The organism is Vibrio sp. THAF64, assembly GCF_009363455.1.
GTDB classification, from domain to species: domain Bacteria; phylum Pseudomonadota; class Gammaproteobacteria; order Enterobacterales; family Vibrionaceae; genus Vibrio; species Vibrio coralliilyticus.
This window is the reverse complement of the sequence record NZ_CP045356.1, coordinates 1,503,169-1,523,296: the sequence shown is the minus strand read 5'-3', so window position 1 is coordinate 1,523,296 and position 20,128 is coordinate 1,503,169. Positions and strand designations below refer to the sequence as shown.

Below are 20,128 nucleotides of genomic sequence, written 5' to 3'. Positions count from 1 at the left end.
TCTCACTCAGCCCTGCATACGATCAGTTTAGGCCAACCGCAATTTCGGACATGGTGTCTTTATTAGACCCTTGTACGTACAGATATTTGGTTCCCCACCAGCCGTTTTCCTTGTAAGTTGTTACCCCGACAGATTGGCCATTGGCTAGCGTCACATCCGTCACACTGGAGGTAACTTCTCCTTTGTGTTTCGGACCCACTACATCACTGTGGCTGTAGTCGTCTCCCATGATCAAGGGATAGTGCTCAGGCATCAAGTTAGAAACGCCTTTGCTTTGAGAAGCTATCTTACCGTTCATCGCTAAACTTGTTGAACAGCTGTCGTAACTTCCTGACTCTGCTGCGCCACAAGCGGAATGCGCCGCCACAACACCGTCATCATTGCCGGGAAGAAAAACCGACGTCGTTTTGAAATAGTCAGTCCCGTTCCCAATAAACCGAATTCGTGGGATGCGGTGCTCTGACAGACGTGCTATCTGGCGCGCATTGGAAACTTTTAGATCATTGAGTACACCTGAGTTTTCCTGATTAGGCATTTCCCCCAACCACAGTGAAATAGCGTAGCGCATCGCACTGTTTGCCCAGCCTCCCCCTTCGATGATGTTGACCACAATATCCCCAAGCTCAGAGCCACCACCAGCACCAGCAAAATCGTAAGTAGCGACAACATTGAGAGGCTCTAATCCAGCGTTAGTCAGCCAGTTTTCCTGATTATCTAGCAGGTATCGTGCAACAAGATCGCCAGCGGAGTGCGTCACAAAAATACACCCTGACTGGCAGGTCCCGTTGCGGGAAAGCTCCTGGAGTTTAGGCCAAGCGTATTCGCTGGAGATTTTGCCTTCAACACGTTCATAAGCAGGCCAGTCAATCCGAGCGTCAGCGTATTGGAGCCAGTACTCTTTCCAGTAATCTTCACCTTCCAGCTCAACCTGAGCGGCATCAGGTTTGGACTGTAATTGATCCGATTGAAAGCCGTGAATCAGCACGACCTTGTAGTTTCCTATGGCAGCATGTGTAAAACTAGAAAACGCAATTGCCACTGCAATGGAGGCAATCTTTGTCATTATTTTCATGATGTTATTAACCTTTTCGTCCTGAAATTAGCGTTATTTGCTTTGTCATCAGCGAGCAAAATTCCAAACATCGAAACCACTTTTGCTCGTTAAATAGGATTAGTCTTCGGCTCTCTTTTATTCAACTCATCCGATGAGAGCCTTTGCACTAGGTTAAAAAAACAACACATAAATGTTAACAATTTGAGATCTAAGACAGATTTACAATAACTATTGATATGAATTTTATTGCTTATCGTTTAGGTGTCACTAAAACGACATGTTTTACTGATATGAGGATCAACCCACGAAATGCTTAACTATCCGGAATGATTGACTTTTTATACTACACTGATAAGTAAGAGCACTTTGCTAGGTTACCGTGTTATCACGTAGACTGTTTAGTAAACCCTAAATTAAATATGCCATGATTACTTGGAAACAACCGCTGCAAGATTTCGAATGGTTAATACATCAAGTCTGGTATCTGGAGCTAGAGGCTGACGATGTCATCACGCAACAACCAAGGCTCATTCCCAATCCAAGGGCTCATTTGCTCTTTACGCCGGATGAACAAAAGTACAGTTACGACAGCGGCATAACTAAATTTGAAGGTAAAGGGAGTCACCTGCTTTCGGTGAGCGATCAGTTACTGTTATTAGACGACTCTGCTCCACTAAAACGTATCGGTGTCACTTTCAGGCCCGAGGGGCTGTACCTACTCAATTCTTCTGTCGGTCATCATCTTAACCAATGCAGCTGGCCTACTTGGTTGGATACGTTTTTCGGGCCCGCACTCCACAACCAGCTATGGCAATCGAATGACAAATCACACCTGCTTGATGTGTTTCATCACCATTTCCATCAGCTCAACCTAAACCGCAAAAAAGACCGCGCTTTCTCTATTACACACCAAGCGACCAAAATAGTAGAAAATCGCCTATCCGACTGGAGTATCGAGCAGATTGCCGACCAATGTGCATGTTCTAGAAGAACCTTAGAAAGGCACTTCAAACAAGTTACAGGGCTCAGCGTTAAGCAATATCTCATGATAATGAAACTGGAAGAAATTGTGTTGTCTATCTATGAGCAAGATGCCGATCCCGACTGGGCTGAATTTGCACAAGCATTTGGTTTTAGTGATCAGTCCCATTTAATCCGCCAACTCAAAGATCAGCTCAATCGGACACCAGCTAAGTACCTCAAAGACCGAGACCTCACCATCGACATCTACGGGGACTTCGAATAACACTTGTCGCAAATATCCAATTTTCGGCGCAGATGTTGATCTACCATGCTGAGCAAATTGAGAGGTACACAATGACATACAAAAAACTAAAACGTGGTGAATCAATCTCCTTTGGCGACTCACTAAACATCAAACTGATTCAACGCGAAGATTTAAACGACATCATCCCAATGCTTAACGACCAAGAGGTCAACGCCTACTTGTTCTTTGCTCCCGCAGAGGAAAGTATGTTTCACGCGTTTTTTACCCCAATCATTGAAAACACTGAACACGCAATAAACAAAGGTAATTGGCCAGACAGCCCAACATTTGTCATTCGGGACAAACAAGGCCACTACATGGGTATGTGCGGATTATCTAAGGTGATGTTTCTCGAAGGTAACTACGAAGTCGGGTATCAACTTCCCGTCCACGCATGGGGCAAAGGGATCGCTACTCGTGCCTGTCGCTTGCTCACCGATATTGCATTTAACGAGTTAGGTAGCCACAAAGTCAGTGCTGACTGCTATGGCGCTAACACAGGTTCATACAAAACTATGGAGAAATGCGGTTTTACCTTTGAAGGTCGCCAAATTGACTACTACAAGGTTGAATCTGGATTCGACGATAAAGTGTATTACGGTATAACGGCTAAGCAGTACTTCCAAAAATCACCAAACCAATAGTTTTTACTCTGATGGGCCATAAAATATTGCCAGACAGGCTATGTTTTCGAGAGATTACACTAGACCACACAGGAAAAGCTCTCCTACAATCTCGACATTGGGCCCATCAAACTAATATAAGGAGGAACCCCATGACTAAGTGTGAATTACATTTCGCGCGCTTCTTCAGCAATCACGCAAGCTCAAGTTTTACTGGTATCGTGCTGCGATAACCTTTGCTTGAGCGAAGATTAATACATACAGACTAGAGTCTCTTCTCTCTGGCTTACCGGGTTATCGTCAGCAATGTTTGACGAAAGGCATCTTCATGCCTGTAATTCTTGAGTAAGTTATGAGCACTTTACTATCTGCACAATCTATTTCTTATCAAACGACTTCAGCTCCTTTGCTTGAAGACATCTCATTCACCCTAAAAAAAGGCGACCGAATCGGCTTAGTCGGTCACAACGGTTGCGGTAAAAGTACCCTTCTAAATCTACTCCATGGTGGAATTCAAGCAAATTCCGGAACTATTACAACAGCCAGTCATTGCCAGTTAGAATGCGTGGAGCAGCATCTTCCACAATCTCTGATGCACCGGTCGATGATTGATGCGGTACTTGATCGTTTACCTGACAATGAGCGAATCAGCCAGCGCTGGCGTGCTGAACTCATCCTTTCCGATATGGGATTCGATTCATCACATTGGGCATTAATTACTTCTAGCTTAAGTGGAGGCCAACATACCCGTTTGCTGTTAGCCAGAGCATTGATCGTGGAACCTGACCTACTCTTGCTGGATGAACCTAGTAACCACCTCGATCTGACGACATTGCTGTGGTTAGAGCAATTCTTGCTAGGTTGGAACGGCAGCTTTGTGCTTGTATCACACGACCGGAGATTGCTGGACAACACCACCAATTGCACCTGGATACTGCGTGACAATAGCCTGCACTTCTTTCAACTGCCCTGCTCCGAAGCTTTGGAAATGCTTGAAGCACGTGATGAAGCTGACATGAAGCGTCATCAAGCGGAGCAAAAAGAAATTGACCGTATTGAGAAGAGCGCGAAACGCCTCGCTGTTTGGGGGCATGTTTACGACAATGAAGACTTGTCGCGAAAAGCCAAGAACATGGAAAAGCGAGTCGAGAAGCTCAAAGACGATCAGACGACACTCACGTCTGGGGCACCCTGGAAGTTGGAGTTAAAAGGCGAACGCTTAAAAGCGGACCGCTTACTGCAAATATCCGATCTGGATGTCTCTCCATCGTCCGAAGGTCCATGCTTATTCAATATCGTGGCTAACCAATTGAAAAGTGGCGATCGGGTGGCCATTGTTGGCAAAAATGGAGGGGGTAAATCAACCTTGCTGAAAACGCTATGGCAAAGCTACCAGCAGGAAGACGCGGTGAAACAAGGTATTGTTTTTCATCCTAGAGCGAACGTTGGCTTTTACGATCAGAGCCTTAAGCAACTGGACGATAACAAAACCTTATTGGACGCTCTGGCGAGCTTCACTTCTGCACCAGAAGAAAAGCGTAAGATGGCGCTGATCAGCGCTGGATTCCCGTACCTTAGACACAATCAGAATGTTCATCAACTGAGTGGTGGCGAACGCTCACGCTTGTTGCTTATCGGGTTAACTCTGGCGAACTACCACCTTCTCCTGCTCGATGAGCCAACCAATCACTTGGATCTCAAAGGCAAAGAAGAACTGGCAGAAACGCTAACTAATTTTGCAGGCGGACTATTACTCGTCACGCATGACAGAGAGTTAATTGAAGCAAGCTGCAATCGTTTTTGGTATATCAAGGGAAATTCTCTGGAGGAGTGGTTAGACCCGCAACAGCTGTATCAAGCAATGAGCTCCGAGTCATCCCTTACCTCAAATGAAACAGTAACCAAGGAAGCGAGAGTAGCGTCTCATTTACCTCTAACGGACGGGCTTACTGATGAAGAGCAATTGATTGAAAAACTCTATGACCTCGAAACGAAACTCGAGGAAGATGTATCGAGAAAAGCCAAACATCAAAAACCAAAGCTTCAGGCTTTGTGGCGCGATGAAATAGCTATCATTAACCAAAAACTCGGTATTGAGTGATACACCGTTTGGTGAGCTACAACCTAATGCAAGGCCGCCGACTCCGGCGGCTTTCTCATTCAGTTCAACCACTTCTATTTGACGAAAACCCGTGCTCATCGCTAGTATCAGCCTCACAAATACTAGAATGATAAAAATTAATATGACAGAACAAAAAGTACGTTGGGGCATTGCCGGGCTGGGTAAAATTGCACATCGATTTGCCGCCGATCTCACTCAGCATGTCGACAACGCTTGTCTATATGCCGTCGCAGCCAGAGATGAACAACGCGCTGATGCTTTTGCCCAGCAATATCAGGCTGAGCACGCTTATTCTTCTTATCTAGCCATGGCAGAAGACCCAAATGTTGATGCCGTATACATTGCGACTATCCATCCGTTTCACAAAAGCATGGTTGAACTGTTCTTGAACCACGGCAAGCATGTTCTGGTTGAAAAGCCAGCTTTCACTAATACCCAAGACTGGGACGACATGAAGGCACTGGCAGATAAACAAGGCCTAGTGCTCATGGAAGCAATGAAGTCAGTGACTTTCCCAGCTTACCGAGCGCTACGGGATTTCATTCAAAAAAACAGTATTGAGATAGAATCAATCGAAGCGGCGTTCGGCAACTGGCATGAATTTGATGTTCAACAGCAGATTTTCAACCCTAATTTATGCGGCGGTGCGACTTTAGATGTCGGCGTTTATGCGCTCTGGCTATACGCGGATCTTTGCCAGCTCAAACAGAGTGAGATCCAACCGCCATCGGTGTCCTATCAGAAGCACAACAATGAATCCAAGGTCGATGAAACTGTAGAGTTTACGTTTACTCACGGTATCAAGGGGAAGATTGGCGCTTCAATCAGCCAACGCCTAAAACGTGTCGCGACAATACGTGGGCCCGAGGTCGAAATTGTTATCCAAGATAAGTGGTGGAATCCAACCATCATTGATGTAACTTACAAAGGTGAACATACCCAGATCTCACACTTACCTGCAGGCGGTGGATTTGAGTTTGAAGCTTCTCATTTATCCCAGCTGATCATTGATGGTAAATCGAGCTCGGACTTCGTTCCTCATGAAACCAGTCGCCAGGTGATTGCTCTCATGGAACGAAGCCTGAAAGACAATGGATTCTCGCACTTGCTTCACGCCTCTCATCATTAAACATCACCGTAGCGCCGATCTTTTGCTTGGCGCTTTTTATTCATAAAGGCCGAGCGAAACTCGGGTTGCAATCGGATCCTCATGAACTAGAGGAAGGGGACTACATTTCGTACCCTGGAGACTTACCGCATATGTTTGAAGCGCTGGAAGAAGATACACGGGCAATGTTGATTTCAGAATATCGGTAGAAATGAAAAGGCGAGCAACATTGCTCGCCTTTCGCATTAGCCATCAGTTCGATATCAAATTTCATAGAACCAAGAATCTTGCTGCAAATCTAGGAGTTCTGGCTCGCCACCCTCAAGCTGATACAAATGGAACTGTTGTAACGGCGGAGAGTAGACATGCAGCGTAACCAGAGGCTCATCATCAGCCTGCAAATTGGATATCTGGTGAATATCGTTGTCTTTGCTGACAGTCACGCTACCTTGCTGGTAATGGGAGGATTGAGACGCGTAAATATGACCGTTCGCTGCCGTTTCAAATAAGGTCTCTGTCGCTTCACCATGCAGCACACGCACGCCACAGGCGGTATTTAAGTGGTCATGAATTTTGCTTCTCTGACCATTTAGCCAACTCAAGATGAGCACTTCACAGTGGTCATTTTTAAATAGTCGCTTTCGACAGTAACTGTCTTCATCAAAGCTGGCTAATGCCTTTATTTCGGTGTCATTCAAAGCCACGTTTTCAAGTATGAATCTTATCGTTGCAAGCGACAGTGGTTTGTTAGACAACTTAATTTGCTCCATAAGCTCCTGAAAATTAAGTCGGTAGTCACTATCAAGTAACGCAGCCAGTGCTGGAGCTTGCTGCTGAGTTATCGCTGAATGTCGCAAATTGTCCTCCTCACACATCCTGTTATGTTTTGGCAAGCACGCCTAATTGCCTTTAGATGTTGCATGAGTAGACAATTAGCTGCATAAAAAGTGTCACATAGAAATGTCATTCGTAGAAGGTCATCACGATTTTACAAGTAATTAACAATTGGACGAGTTACTTTATAAAATCGAAAAAATTAAGAATCTGCTACGACCTCTGAGACATCGCTTACGCCGCACTGAGAATCGCTGTACAGTATGCACAAACAAAAACAGGACATCGTCAATGACAAAAACGACTTTAATCACCGGTGCCAGTCGAGGGATTGGTAAAGCACTATCGCACTACTTTGCTAAACAAGGTTACAACTTGGTATTGATTGCAAAGCAAGAAGCAACTCTTAAACATGTGTTTGATGAGTTAAGTGAAGAGTTTCCTCATCTCAGCATCGAAACCCACAGTCTAGATTTCGCGCAGCCTGAAGTTACTGCGAATTCTTTTAAGGTGATTCTAGATCAGCTTGAATCCATTGATGTCCTGGTAAACAGTGCTGGCGTCCTAAAAGCAGGTCATATTGATCTGACGTTCCAAAAGTTGTCTGAGTTAATGAATGTCAACCTACTTTCTACCATTGCAGTGTGTAATGCCGTGGCAGAAAAAATGAAACAACAAGGAATCGGGGAAATCTATAATCTAGGGTCGACCGCAGGGCTATCTCCTGTACCAAAGATTGCGGCTTACTCAGCCACTAAAGCAGCAATGGTAAGCTATAGCCAGTCCCTTTATCAGGAACTACTGCCGCACAATGTTCAAGTGTGTTGCTTGTGTCCAAGCGTTGTAGATACAGATATGACCAATGATGGACGAATCAAAAACGAACTAAAAATCGAACCTGAAGATTTAGCAAAAGCGATAGATTTTGCCCGCAGCCTGTCAACAGGTGCAGCGATGTCGATCTTACCTATTCGTTGTAAAGTCATCGACTTAGAAAATAGCTGATTCGCGATGAAGCAATAAAAAAGGGCTACCAATGGTAGCCCTTAGCATTTTCCTTTAACTTATTAGCGACTTTCTAGCTCTTCGAAAATCGCTTCCGCATCAACAACACCACCAGAGATTGACAGTGTGCTGAACGGTACAAGTTCTTCTGGAGTAGAAGGTTTCTTAACCAATAGTTCAGGGTAAGTACGCGCTTTACTCATCAGCAGTTCTTTAAGCTCAACGGCAGACAGGTCTGGATAGTGCGACCATACCATTGCAGCTACACCAGAAACGACTGGCGCTGCCATACTTGTGCCGCTGTACGCTGCGTAGTTGTTATCTGGAGTTGAAGACAGAACACGGTAACCCGGAGCAAAGACATCAACCGTCTCCTGACCAAAGTTACTGAAGCTTGCAACCAGTGAGTCATCTGCATATTTCGCTGATGCACCAATGTCCATCCATGTTGAGATTGGCTTAGACCAAGAGTGCTTAGCGAAACGGTTCGGGAAGCTTGGCTTGATGTCGTTATCGTTGCGGCTGTTACCGGCAGAATGCACAATCAGTACGCCTTTACGTGCTGCGTAACGGAATGCGTGGTCCACGATGTACTTACGTGGCGAGTAGCTCTTACCAAAGCTCATGTTGATGATCTTCGCACCGTTATCAACAGCGTAGCGAACCGCGTTAGCGATATCTTTATCCCTTTCGTCACCATTTGGTACCATACGTACCGCCATGATTTGAGCGTAATCAGCAAGGCCATCAATACCAATACCATTGCGACGTTCCGCGGCAATAATACCTGCTACGTGAGTACCATGAGCGCCAACAGGACCTTTCACATCGTTGTTACCGTAGCCCTTCTCCCAAGGGTTGTGGATGTTATCCATCACGATGTCACGACGCGTGTCTAGCTCTAGATTGTAGTGGTAGTCCAGAGACTCTTGGTAGCGGCTTCTGCGTGATTCTAGGTAATCGAATGAGTACCAAGATTCAAATACGCCAAGCAGGCCTTTAGCGGCTGCAACCACTTCAGGGTTTGAGTGCTCAAGTAAAATTTGTAGGCCGTCGACAGTAAAGTCTTTGTGGTCCGTTAACTGAGTGATTTGATCTTTGTACTGATTCGCTTGCTCAGTCGCTGCCGTCACTTGATCAAGAGAAGTCTGGTTGTATTCAACTGATTCTAGATAGTCTGCTTCTACGCCCTTGTAGTATTCACGCTTCTTACGCGGAATCCAGTGATTACCTTCTTTCAGCTTCAGATATTTTTTGTACTCACGAGTCACTTCTAGTGTGTCTTGATCCACATTGACACCAAGAGAGTTACCAAGGAAGTTCCAACCGTGAACGTCATCGATATATCCGTTACCGTCATCATCGATGCCGTTACCTGGAATTTCGTCTTCGTTAGTCCAAAGTTTGTTTTTCAGATCTTCATGGTCAACATCAACACCTGAGTCAAGAACCGCAACAATCACAGGCTGTGGCTTTAAAGGTGGCAGTAGTGATTCATAAACATAATCGGCACCCACACCCTGCAGGCTAGAGTAGTTTGCAGAAGCATTAAACCAGTCTCCACGATCATCTGACGGGTTGCTCATCATGCGCATTGAGAACAATGCGAAAGGTTTAACTGGCTTAGGCGAGTAATCTTCAACAATGTTACCTTTCACATCTTTGATGAAAGGCGAGTTTGCTGGAACTGGTTCAGCACTGACGCTGACTGAAACCGACGCTGAAGCCATCATAGCGACAGCAAGCGCGGAAAGCTTATATCCGTTTGTCATTCTGTTACATCCTATTTAATTATACGCTTACAAAGCGCACAAAAGATAAAATGCAACTCAATTAAGATCATTCACAAAATCAATTAAATGAGTATAAGATCTCACTAAGAGAGATATTTATCGCTCAAAATTTGAGATAAATTCTATTAATAATATCAACATTTATATAACGCATGATGTATATTAATTTAATCTTTTAATTCATAAGCTTAAGATCATTAATTAAATAGATATCTATTCATAAATATCCAATAAATTATTATCAAATAACTCATTAATAATTTAAAATTTTATTTATTCCGAGATACCTCAATATTTATTAATATCATTATCTACAATAAATAATGGAACACCGATCATGAAAAATTGGAAACTTCAGAAAATACCTACGTGTGACATTGTGGTATCCGTTGGATTATTGATTTATTTTAGTTGCTCATCATTACTAATAGGTAAGAGACATGTCCCAGCTAATGCCACAACTCAACTTATCTCATCTGCCACTGCAACAAGCTCTAGTCGATTCGATCTACCACGCCTTTATTGACCACGAAGATGTTCTTGCTGCGGTATTGCTAGGTTCCTTGGCCGCTGAGACAGGTGACAGGGTTTCTGATGCCGATGTTATTGTCTTCACGACCAATGGTTTTCATAGAAAATCGGATCTAGCTTACCGAGCATTTGAAAGCAACAAAGAGATCTTTTACTGTCTCGAGGGCTTCCACAATGACCATGCTTTTTTCAAGAAATATATCTTCAACGATATGACCAGTGCAGAGATTCACTGTCTCGATCTAGAAGAACCTTTCATGCTCTCAAAACCTTATAAGGTACTATTTGATAAATCAGATATCGTCACCTCCCGCCTTACTGATGCGCCAGCACCCAAGCATAAAGACTTCCCAGCTTATACTAGCGGTGATCAAGGGCTTATTTGGGAGTTATTCGACTGCATCAAATGGCTCAGCCGTGACGACACCAACTTAGCAAAAGAATACATTAAGAAGCTGGCTAACAAGCTTTAAGTACGTCCAGTCCCACACTGGTATGGAGACTCTTTGAATCGTCCAATTTTATACATCTTTTCTGGATTACCAGCCTCTGGTAAATCAACACTTGCTCAGCGCCTCGCTCAACATACATCATCAATATATGTGCGTATTGATACGGTCGAACAAGGCTTGCGAGACCTATGCAGCTTTAAAGTAGAAGGGGAAGGCTACCGGCTCAGCTACAGAATCATTGAAGACAACCTTCGACTAGGTATTAGCGCGATTGCAGACTCTTGTAACCCCATAGAACTCACACGACGTGAATGGCGTGATGTCGCCACCAGTGTAGACGCCCGCTTTGTCGACATTGAAATTTGGTGCTCGGATAAAGAAGAGCATAAACATCGTGTTCAAACACGACCTAACACAGTTAAAAACCTTGTCTTGCCAAATTGGGAACAGGTTGAAAATCGCCACTATGAAGCATGGCCTGATGACGTTATCAGGATTGATACCGCTGGAAAAAGCATTGAGCAAGCCTTCACAGAATTGCTAGATAAGCTTGAAGTCTGGTCATCTCCTGCTTAACTAGACTGTGTATAACTCTTTGAAATCTAAAAATACTAATGTCTCAGGAGCCAGTATGGAGCAGAACAACGCCTTTCAGGAACAGATCCCCAATAACCATTGTTTTGGCTGTGGAGCCGAAAATACGATGGGGCTACAAATCAAAAGCTACTGGAATGGAGACAATGAATCTGTTTGTACTTTCACTCCTTCTGCTCATCACAGTGCTGGCCCTTTGCATTTCCTCAATGGTGGGATCATCTCTACCATCATTGATTGCCACTGTGTCTGTACTGCCATAGCGAAAGGTTATTACATGCAGGGCAGAGAGATTGGATCAGGTGAAGCGATTTGGTTTGCAACCGGAAGTTTAGATGTCAAATTCCTCAGACCGGTTCCCATAGACGATGACGTTCAACTTATCGCTTCTATCATTGAAGCGAAAGACAACAAAATAGAGCTCCAATGCGAGCTGTTTTCTGGAAACACACTTTGCTGTCAAAGTCGAGTTGTAGCCGTCAAAGTGCCTAATGAGTGGTTTGAAGGCCGATAAACACAACTAAAAAAGCCAGCGACTCGCGTCACTGGCTTTGCGTAAACCATTCAACTTATAATGTCGAACCAGTCATTAGAACTTGTAACCGCCACCGATCATAAATACCCACGGGTCAATTTGTACGTCTGTTGAGAACTCCGTAGAGCCAGCTTTGTACGTCGCTGTTGTATCGATATCGGCATACCAAACAGAAGCATTCAGGAACCAGTCTTCGTTAAGCATGTAGTCCACGCCAAGGTTTGCAGCTAGGCCCCAAGAGTCATCTAAGGAAAGATCGCTCAAACCCGCACCAGTCCCCGTACCATTTAGCTCTTCGTCAAAGAAAACTGTGTAGTTGATACCTGCACCAACATAAGGACGAATCTCACTGCTCGCATCACCGAAGTAGTACTGAACCATAAAAGTTGGTGGCAGATGCTTTGTCTCAGCAATGTCACCTAAGTTACCAAAGTTAGTTGAAATTTTGTGTGAGAAAGGGGTCGCAGCAAGTACTTCTAGGCTGATGTTGTCAGTCAACATATAACCAAAAGTCAGGCCAAGCTGAGTGTTGGAATCTACACCGAACTCAGAACCTGCGTTATTTAGTACGTCACCACTGCTATCATTTGGCGCTACGGTTGCGATACCAGCGCGGACAATAAAATCACCTTCTTGGTGAGCTAGAACATTACCGGAAACAAGGGCAGCAACGACTGCCAAACCACATACTGTTTTTTTCATTGTTGATTTCCTTACGTAGGGCTTTCTTTTAATTAATGATTGAGGGAATCTTATTTATTGTGGCGTGCAAGTTAACACACAAAGACCTTACTCTTTTGATGGAAATCAATTTGTGAATTTTATTGATTAGCGATTTACATTTGTTTCGACTTGATCACCTTTTCAATGCAAAACAATGACATTTATGTAATGCAGCCTTTGCGTGTGTCACAGACAAAAAAAGCTCCCGAAGGAGCTTTTTGTTTAGATATGTTTGCGGTTAGCCTGTGGTTTCAGGCTCACTTTGTTTGGCAAGTTGAATCTCTTGTTGTCGCAACATCGCGTCAAGTTCATCTCGACGTATCTTAAATGCGGTCATTTCACTTTTCGGAACTGAGCTCGCCATTGGTATATTAGCCGTCATGGCATTAACAGGCCTGCCACGGTCAATCAATTCATAGTGAATATGAGGACCAGTCACACGGCCAGTCGCACCAGACAAGCCAATTCTTTCACCACGTGATACTTTCTGCCCTTTTCGAACGAGGATTTTACTCAGGTGCAGATAACGCGTTTTGTAGCGGCTACCGTGCTGGATCACAACATAGTTACCCGCATATGGGTGTTTACGGGTCATGACAACCACACCGTCACCAGTTGACACAATCGGCGTACCTGTTGGCGCAGCCCAGTCAGTACCATTGTGCGGAGCAATTCGCCCAGTGACTGGGTGTTTCCGCGTTGGGTTAAAGTTAGAACTTAGTCGGTAATTTGCGTTGAGCGGTTTACGTTGGAATGCGCGTTGCAGGCTATTACCATTCTTATCGTAGTACTGTCCATCAGAGTGAAGGTAAGCCGTCACTTCTTTACCGCGATTATAGATTTTCACCGCTTGAAGCTCTTTGTTACCCGTTAGTTGCTCGCCAACATATTGCTTCGACAAGACCACTTCAAACACATCCCCAGCACGGAGATCGCGGGCAAAGTTAAGCTTGTCTTTGAGCAGCGATACGATCTGTTCGTTTTCACTACTTCCTAACCCCAATCGGTGCAGAGATTGAGAGAAGCTGCCTGCGATTTCCCCAACTAGCGCTTGTTCTTTCCAAGTGCCAGGAATCTTCACATCCTCAAAGGTATAACTGCCATCATCGTGACGATTATAAACAGCGCGTTCTACGATGCTGAACTCAAGCTCCATTTTCGCTAAGTTCTTAGTTTCAGCATCTCGCCAAAATCTTAGAGTATTTCCAGGTTTTAAAGTATCCAGCGCAAGATAGTTAAGATCTGTTTCCATAATCTTCATCAGCTCGCTATAACCAAAGCCTAGCTGGCTGAAAATGGAACTCAGATTGTCGCCTTTCTGAATCACGTACTCATAGTTTGGCATGTCATGAATGACTTCAACATCAGTAAGCAAGTCATTCACAATGCTGGATTCAGGAAGCGAAAGATCAATAGTGCGCTGATACTGGTTGCTTTTGTTTGTTGCAGATAAAACCAATGCGGCAACAACAGGAAGGCTCAAAAGCATCATTTTTCTCGACTTGGAGAGCTCTCGAAAGCGAGATGTCAATCTTTTGGATTGCACAGTTTGACCTTATTGCTTGAATTTCAGAAAGGCCTAAGGGTACGAATTTATGCCTAGCTTGTCACCTATGGAATGTCAGGTTTGGATCAAAAAAGGCGCAAACGCGCCTTTATAAATATGACTTATGGTTGATAGTAATCACCCACTTTCACATGCATTCAGATTACTGATAAGTGGAAACTAAACCATTATCTGAGCCGAAACCGTTTGGCTGATATTGGTCCGCATTCGGATCGTTTATCCACTTTTCATTATCAACCAAATAACGAAATTCAAATTCACTGTCTTTCGGCAAACGCGTTTTAAACTTGTAGGATTTACTCTTAGCCACCTTCTTCATTTCGGTTGGTTGCCAATCCAGAAAATCCGCTACGATAGCCACTGACTGTCCAACTTGTTCCGCAGCAAGTTCGAACGTTACTTCTACTTCATCTTTAGTTTTAAAGAATCGCTTATTGATCATGTTTAACTCCATTAACGACAAAAACAAATCCATCTCATAACTTGTCAGGCCAAATAATAAGCAATCCGTACTCCATGCACAATACCGTATTGAACACTGATTATTCGACACGTTCCAGGCTATCCTGCCCAGTCAACTCGAAAAGTATAGTAGTTGAAATGGTAGGCTCATGTGACATGGGTTGATCAGCATCACGTTGTTTAATACTCACACTAATATTGTGCTGCTGTTTTTCTAGTGCATCGACGACGATCCGGTCCCCCAGAAATTGAGCTTCTTTCGAAATCATGCGTTTTCTAAAATCATCATAGTGAAACGTGGCTAGATAGTAGAACACGCCGGAGCCCTGATTTGAGACAGTCATAATCGAGGCAAACATCGTGGGGGTAATCTGAAGCAACTTGCTTGTATCAACAGTGACGACGCCACGCTCTTCACCATCTTCATACGTGCCACTTGCCAGACCTTTCGTTGGGTTTAGCTCTTCCATAAACGTATAAGCCTGACTTTCGGGCACTTTCACCGTCCAAGGGTTTGTAGTCGAAAGACCAAAAACAGACTGCATAACCACATCACTGCTTGCAGCATGATTAGGAAACTTTGCCATTATCTCTTCATCAGAAAGACTGAATCGGTACAGGCCAGCGATCGTGACTACTATTAATAAGAGGATCGGAATCAAAAGAATCAGAGGAATTGGTAAAAGGCGCTTTTTCATCTTGTAGTATGTCTTATCAGATACATGAACATAGTGACGTCATGTTAGCAGCAAGGACAAGGAGATAAAATGGAACACGAGCAGAAAATACGTATGGCCGATTGCAGTTGTGGGCAGGTCAATCTGGTTTGTCGTGGTGAACCAGTCAGAACGTCAGTCTGTCACTGCTTTGAATGTCAAAAGAGAACCGGGAGCGTTTTCGGAGTCCAGGCTAGATTTAATCAAGAGCAAGTTTCTTTCAGCGGTGATCTTGTCGAATACACTCGTATCAGTGATTCAGGTAATGAAGTCACCTACTCTTTTTGCCCTAGGTGCAGCACGACAATGTCACTCAAACTCAGTGCCGCCCGAGATTTCATTGTTATACCTGTCGGTATTTTCCAAGAGCAGGATTTTCAGACCCCAAGTTTCTCTGTTTACGAAGAAAAGCAACACGGCTGGGTCAAATTTGACTGCCAGATGGAACATCACCATTAACAGAATGAGATATTGATTCACAAACCTTCTCTTAATTTGGGCTGTACTCTGTATTCAGCTCTCACAGTGACGGACAATGATATGAAGTTTGTGGTTTTACTTTCAGGATTGATGTTTCTTTCCACAGCACACTCCACCGAAACGGAAAAAGCGTATGAATGGGTGACCGATCTCGACTTGATGTTTCAGTTGGATGATACTCCCGATACCGTTGAAACATTCAACGATCAGGGCATGGAGTTTACTCACTACTTTTACAGTAGCCTGAACCATTCTTTTCTAGTCAACATTGAAACCGGTGAAGTGTGCCACGCCTATATCGGACCCGAAAGAAAAAGCTGTTTTCCATGCGGTGAAAATGAAGTCAGTGACGTCTGTCCGTAGCGGATAGCGATTTGCCTCAAACCTTTTCGTTCTTCAAACAAAGAGACCATTCTATGCAGATCACTCTGGTTCAGAACAAGGTGTTTTATAAAGACAAAGCACGCAATCTTGACCATATTTCCTCATTAGTCGCTAACCAAAAAGAGGTTGGTGAAATTCTGCTTCTTCCTGAGCTTTCAACGACAGGTTACATTTTTAACACCACAGAAGAAATTCATGCGCTTTGTGAGGACTTTTCTGACAGCGAAACGATAGCCACACTGCAGAATCTGGCTAAGCGGCACAATACCTTAGTTGTTGCGGGGCTGGCGGAAAGGCATAGCGATCAGTTTTATAACAGTGTGGCTGTAGTAGATGAACATGGGCTAAAAACTCGCTTTCGCAAGGTCAGCCAAACCAATATCGATAAGCGTTACTTCTCACGAGGTGACCAGCTAACCTGTTTCGAACACAAAGGAGTGAAGTTTGGTATCGCTATTTGCTTTGATCTCTGGTTTCCAGAAATCACTCGCGAATATGCCAAGCAAGGTATCGATGTACTGCTGCATCCAGCGAACTTTGGTGGCGAATACAGCTTGCATGTCGCGAGAGCAAAAGCACTCGAAAATGGTTACTACATAGTGACCTGCAATCGTGTGGGCGAAGATGTGACTGAAGAGTTGGTTGGAGAATATCGTGGCGACAGCCGGATTTGCACACCTAATGGGGAGTTGATTGCCCCTTTCCACCAAGAAGAAGCCATCTATACTCTCGACATTGAATGCCCGTTGCCGACACCACGCAAAGTACTCGGTGTGGAACTGCTTCCTGAAATGGCCTCAGTGAGTGACGTGCTGAGCTAAAAAAAGAGCCAGCGTAGTCGCTGGCTCATGTCGTATTCAAAAGCAAACCTATCTATAGCGCATGATCCAGTTGGTATTTACCGATCATTTCCCCTTCGTTATTTAGGAAACGCTGGTAGGAGAAAGGTGAAATATCAACACAAGTCGGTAAACTTCTCACCAACTCATCGAGAATTCGACCCGTAATCGCTGAGGTCAGCATACCGGTACGGAAATGGCCGCATGCATTGAGGTAACCTTCTACACCCGGAACCGGACCAAGAATCGGTAACTCATCTGGTGAGCCAGGACGCAACCCCGCCCAACAGCGCTTGATGTTCATGTCCTTGAGAGCAGGGATGGATTTCATCGCCCCCTGACCTAACTGCTTGATGTACTTAATATCATTGCTGGTATCAAATCCACGTTCTTCGGTCGTAGAACCAATCAAGATCTCACCGTTGTCTTTCTGCGCGATGTAACAATCACTGGTCGTCAAACAGCCGTTAAGTAACTTCGGTAGCTTCTCTGTGATGATCACCTGCCCTTTAACCGGGAAGACTGGCAGCTTATAACCTGTTGCCCATTGGCTGATAGTTTCTGCCCAAGCACCTGCAGCATTGACCATCATTTTACACGGTAAAACACCCTGTTCTGTTTTCACTGCTGTAACGCGATTACCCTGCCTCTCAACTCCTGTCACTTTAGTATTGAGATAAAGTTCAACCCCGTTCTGGCGAGCGGCTTCCAAATACGCTTCATTGAGGCGATACGGATTAATTTGATGGTCACAATCAAACTCCATCGCGCCAATGGCGTCTTTGGATACATTCGGTTCTTCGGAATGCAATTCTTCTTGAGAAACCCAACGAACATGATTGTGACGATTAGGCACCGCTGCTGCGATTTGTTCAGCGTACATCCGGTCATATTTATCGAACATCACAAACTTCAGGCCAGTGCGTTCAAATTTGAAGTCGACACCGTGGTTTTCAACCAGCTCCTCGTATAGTGCCGGGTACATCGCATTCGACATCATCGCCATATCAAAAAATGGTTCTGGCATAATATGCGGGTTCATTTCCGGTGCTTCATTTGCTCCTGACTCCTGCATTTGCTTCGATAATGTTTTAAATAGAATGACGCCACAGCCGAGACCAGTCGATTCACCCATTGCCCATAGTCCACCGGCAGATGCACGAGACGCATTTCCCGGGTATTTGAAATCAACGACAGCAATCTTGAGATCTTTCTGACGACTCAGGAAGTACGCAATGGACGCACCTATAACACCACCACCACAAATGACTACATCATACGCTTTCATTACTCTTCCTCCAGCGCTGCAAATGGGATTGGATCGAGTGGGAATCTAGGGCGAACTAGGCCTTGTTCCTGACTGAATCCTTCTTTCTTCAATCGGTCGTAGCAATAGTGGGCACAGGTTTTGCCTTGGCAATCCCCCATTGTCACGCGGGTGCGCATTTTTAAGGTCACAATGTCTCGGCAACCTTGAGCTATCGCTTCATCTATCGCTTTTTTCTTCACCTGTTCACAGCGACAAATTACGGTATCTTCCTCTGGTAGAGAGAGCAGGCCGAGTTCGCGGAAACCCGCATTATCAAAGGCCTGACGGAAGCGATAGAGACGTGACAACTTACGCCGCATTGCAGCAATGTACTGCTCTGCGTCTGCACTACCCAGTTTGCCAAGTTCACAAGCAATAGCTTTTGCGGCGATCTTACCTTCCAGCATGGCAGCATCGGCACCCGCAATTTTAGCGCTGTCACCTGCACAGAAAATGTTCTCCTGACTGCTTCGCTGCCATTTATCGACAGCAGGGATTGCCCCACTCATGTGGTCATATTCAATATCGAGGCCGATAAGCTGAGCGAGTTGCGAGCGAGCCGCAAAGCCATAGCCCACCCCTAGCGTATCCACAACATGAGTCACAGCTTGAGAGTGATCTGGGAACCAGTTGTCATCGTAAGGCGCAACGGTTACTTCATTGAGCTGGCGGACACCTTCTGCTTTCACCAACCCCCATCCATAGTGGAGCGGGATATTATGTTGCTTGAGGTACCACATCATCGATAGCCCATCCAACGCTTGTTGAGGGCGGTTGAGCATCGCCAGCGTTTCTTTGGCTACCGACGAAAACTTCGCAGCTTCATAAATAGCTTCAACCTGACAACCCGCTTTATGTAGTTGGCAAGCGACCAGAACTAACAGCGGGCCACTCCCTGTAATCACGACTTTGTTACCCGGTCTGACTAGCCCACTTTTGAGCTGAAGCTGTATCGCACCTAAAAGCATCACACCCGGAAGCTGCCATCCCGAAAAAGGGATGCTTCGTTCCTGACACCCCGTCGCCAATAGCAAATGGTCATACTCGATATTAGACAGTTCGTGGTCATGGGTAACCAATAGATTGTTGTCACCCAAAGGCCCTAAGACTCGTGTCTGAGTCCGCAAGTCAATGAAAGACGCATTGCTTTGATAGTCCTCTTGAAGCTTGTCCATCGCATTGGTCAGCTTTTCGTCCAGATGGGGCATGTCCGCCGTTTTTCGCCATGGTCCTCGATAAATAACACCACCAGCTTTAGGTGCTTCATCAATCACAGTGGAATGAATACCAAAGCGTGCAAGTTCAGTTGCTGCCGACATACCTGCCGGTCCACCACCTACAATCACGACTTTCTTAGTCATATCTCACCCCCTTGCTCAAGTACCAAGTTTCGGCTGGTCTCAACCTCCATATCTGGCTTGACGATAGTCTGGCAGGCTCTCTGCTTGTGGCGACCATCAATGTGCAACAAACAACAGTGACATACCCCCATCCCGCAGTATGGGCCGGATTCAGCACCGTAATCATTTGTCATCAACTGACGAATATTTGAAGCCAACAAAGCGCTTAGCACACTTTCACCTTCAACCGCCGGAATGGGTTTCCCGTCAACATTTATGGTGAAGGGCTTATCGAGCACCTTAGTAATATCTTGGTTTCTTTTTGTAATAGAATTCATATACCTCTCCAATGCAACAAAGCGCATACGCATCATACCCATAAAAAAAGTA

General features: G+C 44.9%; 21 protein-coding genes and 1 pseudogene. 12 read left to right on the top strand and 10 right to left on the bottom strand.

Translation table 11 applies throughout. The features are described from left to right. Positions 1-22 precede the first annotated feature (22 nt). On the bottom strand, positions 23-1,072 hold the full coding sequence (locus FIU99_RS23380) for a hypothetical protein (protein ID WP_039952167.1): 1,050 nt from the start codon (positions 1,070-1,072) through the stop codon (positions 23-25). Positions 1,073-1,478: 406 nt separating this feature from the next. Between FIU99_RS23380 and FIU99_RS23375 the strand changes: the two genes are divergently transcribed. From FIU99_RS23375 to FIU99_RS27575, 5 genes and pseudogenes are all read left to right on the top strand, one after another. Further along, positions 1,479-2,300: an AraC family transcriptional regulator gene (locus FIU99_RS23375; protein WP_006961474.1), complete on the top strand. Its 822-nt coding sequence runs from the start codon at positions 1,479-1,481 to the stop codon at positions 2,298-2,300. Between the two features lie 71 nt (positions 2,301-2,371). Next, positions 2,372-2,965, top strand: a complete 594-nt coding sequence (locus FIU99_RS23370; protein WP_006961475.1) for a GNAT family N-acetyltransferase — start codon at positions 2,372-2,374, stop codon at positions 2,963-2,965. Between the two features lie 331 nt (positions 2,966-3,296). Further along, positions 3,297-5,045, top strand: a complete 1,749-nt coding sequence (locus FIU99_RS23365) for an ABC-F family ATP-binding cassette domain-containing protein (protein WP_006961476.1) — start codon at positions 3,297-3,299, stop codon at positions 5,043-5,045. A 142-nt stretch (positions 5,046-5,187) separates the two neighbouring features. Beyond that, positions 5,188-6,195 (top strand): Gfo/Idh/MocA family protein, encoded by a 1,008-nt coding sequence (locus FIU99_RS23360; RefSeq protein ID WP_006961477.1) that lies wholly within the window; start codon positions 5,188-5,190, stop codon positions 6,193-6,195. 32 nt (positions 6,196-6,227) lie between these two features. Next, positions 6,228-6,383, top strand: a pseudogene (locus tag FIU99_RS27575) (DNA-binding protein); the annotation flags it as partial. A gap of 54 nt (positions 6,384-6,437) precedes the next feature. Here the strand turns inward: FIU99_RS27575 and FIU99_RS23350 are convergent. Continuing rightward, positions 6,438-7,031 carry a cysteine dioxygenase family protein gene (locus FIU99_RS23350; RefSeq protein ID WP_006961479.1) on the bottom strand — a complete coding sequence of 198 codons (594 nt, stop codon included), beginning with the start codon at positions 7,029-7,031 and terminating at the stop codon, positions 6,438-6,440. Positions 7,032-7,299: 268 nt separating this feature from the next. Between FIU99_RS23350 and FIU99_RS23345 the strand changes: the two genes are divergently transcribed. Beyond that, the gene (locus FIU99_RS23345) at positions 7,300-8,013 is read left to right on the top strand and encodes an SDR family oxidoreductase (RefSeq protein ID WP_006961480.1); all 714 of its coding nucleotides are present in this window, start codon (positions 7,300-7,302) and stop codon (positions 8,011-8,013) included. A gap of 62 nt (positions 8,014-8,075) precedes the next feature. Here the strand turns inward: FIU99_RS23345 and FIU99_RS23340 are convergent, their stop codons facing one another. Next, positions 8,076-9,785, bottom strand: coding sequence for a S8 family peptidase (locus tag FIU99_RS23340; RefSeq protein ID WP_006961481.1), 1,710 nt, complete (start codon positions 9,783-9,785; stop codon positions 8,076-8,078). Positions 9,786-10,246: 461 nt separating this feature from the next. Here FIU99_RS23340 and FIU99_RS23335 point away from each other — a divergent pair, with 461 nt between their 5' ends. Genes FIU99_RS23335 through FIU99_RS23325 form a run of 3 tightly spaced genes read left to right on the top strand, consistent with a single transcriptional unit; the run spans position 10,247 to position 11,897 of the window. Next, entirely contained in the window at positions 10,247-10,810 is a 564-nt protein-coding gene (locus FIU99_RS23335) for a hypothetical protein (protein WP_006961482.1), read from the top strand. A gap of 33 nt (positions 10,811-10,843) precedes the next feature. Next, on the top strand, positions 10,844-11,365 hold the full coding sequence (locus FIU99_RS23330) for an AAA family ATPase (protein ID WP_006961483.1): 522 nt from the start codon (positions 10,844-10,846) through the stop codon (positions 11,363-11,365). A 55-nt stretch (positions 11,366-11,420) separates the two neighbouring features. Then, on the top strand, positions 11,421-11,897 hold the full coding sequence (locus tag FIU99_RS23325) for a PaaI family thioesterase (protein ID WP_006961484.1): 477 nt from the start codon (positions 11,421-11,423) through the stop codon (positions 11,895-11,897). A gap of 75 nt (positions 11,898-11,972) precedes the next feature. On the opposite strand, the gene ompW is transcribed toward FIU99_RS23325, so the two are convergent. The 4 genes from ompW to FIU99_RS23305 form a co-directional block, all read right to left on the bottom strand. After that, positions 11,973-12,620, bottom strand: a complete 648-nt coding sequence (gene ompW / locus FIU99_RS23320) for an outer membrane protein OmpW (protein ID WP_006961485.1) — start codon at positions 12,618-12,620, stop codon at positions 11,973-11,975. Positions 12,621-12,879: 259 nt separating this feature from the next. Further along, entirely contained in the window at positions 12,880-14,133 is a 1,254-nt protein-coding gene (locus tag FIU99_RS23315; protein ID WP_006961486.1) for a peptidoglycan DD-metalloendopeptidase family protein, read from the bottom strand. 217 nt (positions 14,134-14,350) lie between these two features. Then, positions 14,351-14,650: an isoamylase early set domain-containing protein gene (locus FIU99_RS23310; RefSeq protein WP_006961487.1), complete on the bottom strand. Its 300-nt coding sequence runs from the start codon at positions 14,648-14,650 to the stop codon at positions 14,351-14,353. A gap of 100 nt (positions 14,651-14,750) precedes the next feature. Continuing rightward, complete coding sequence (locus FIU99_RS23305; protein WP_251768436.1) at positions 14,751-15,257, bottom strand: hypothetical protein; 507 nt, start codon at positions 15,255-15,257, stop codon at positions 14,751-14,753. Between the two features lie 180 nt (positions 15,258-15,437). On the opposite strand from FIU99_RS23305, the gene FIU99_RS23300 reads away from it, so the two are divergent. The 3 genes from FIU99_RS23300 to FIU99_RS23290 are packed head-to-tail and all read left to right on the top strand — an operon-like array spanning position 15,438 to position 17,071. Continuing rightward, positions 15,438-15,845, top strand: a complete 408-nt coding sequence (locus FIU99_RS23300) for a GFA family protein (protein ID WP_039952169.1) — start codon at positions 15,438-15,440, stop codon at positions 15,843-15,845. Positions 15,846-15,857: 12 nt separating this feature from the next. Further along, on the top strand, positions 15,858-16,229 hold the full coding sequence (locus tag FIU99_RS23295) for a hypothetical protein (protein ID WP_227495732.1): 372 nt from the start codon (positions 15,858-15,860) through the stop codon (positions 16,227-16,229). Positions 16,230-16,282: 53 nt separating this feature from the next. After that, positions 16,283-17,071: a carbon-nitrogen hydrolase family protein gene (locus FIU99_RS23290; RefSeq protein ID WP_006961491.1), complete on the top strand. Its 789-nt coding sequence runs from the start codon at positions 16,283-16,285 to the stop codon at positions 17,069-17,071. Between the two features lie 52 nt (positions 17,072-17,123). On the opposite strand, the gene FIU99_RS23285 is transcribed toward FIU99_RS23290, so the two are convergent. The 3 genes from FIU99_RS23285 to FIU99_RS23275 are packed head-to-tail and all read right to left on the bottom strand — an operon-like array spanning position 17,124 to position 20,076. Then, complete coding sequence (locus tag FIU99_RS23285) at positions 17,124-18,377, bottom strand: FAD-binding oxidoreductase (protein ID WP_006961492.1); 1,254 nt, start codon at positions 18,375-18,377, stop codon at positions 17,124-17,126. Next, complete coding sequence (locus tag FIU99_RS23280; protein ID WP_006961493.1) at positions 18,377-19,759, bottom strand: NAD(P)/FAD-dependent oxidoreductase; 1,383 nt, start codon at positions 19,757-19,759, stop codon at positions 18,377-18,379. Before FIU99_RS23280 ends, FIU99_RS23285 begins: the two co-directional genes overlap by 1 nt. Next, the gene (locus tag FIU99_RS23275; protein WP_021455536.1) at positions 19,756-20,076 is read right to left on the bottom strand and encodes a (2Fe-2S)-binding protein; all 321 of its coding nucleotides are present in this window, start codon (positions 20,074-20,076) and stop codon (positions 19,756-19,758) included. Before FIU99_RS23275 ends, FIU99_RS23280 begins: the two co-directional genes overlap by 4 nt. Positions 20,077-20,128: the final 52 nt, after the last annotated feature.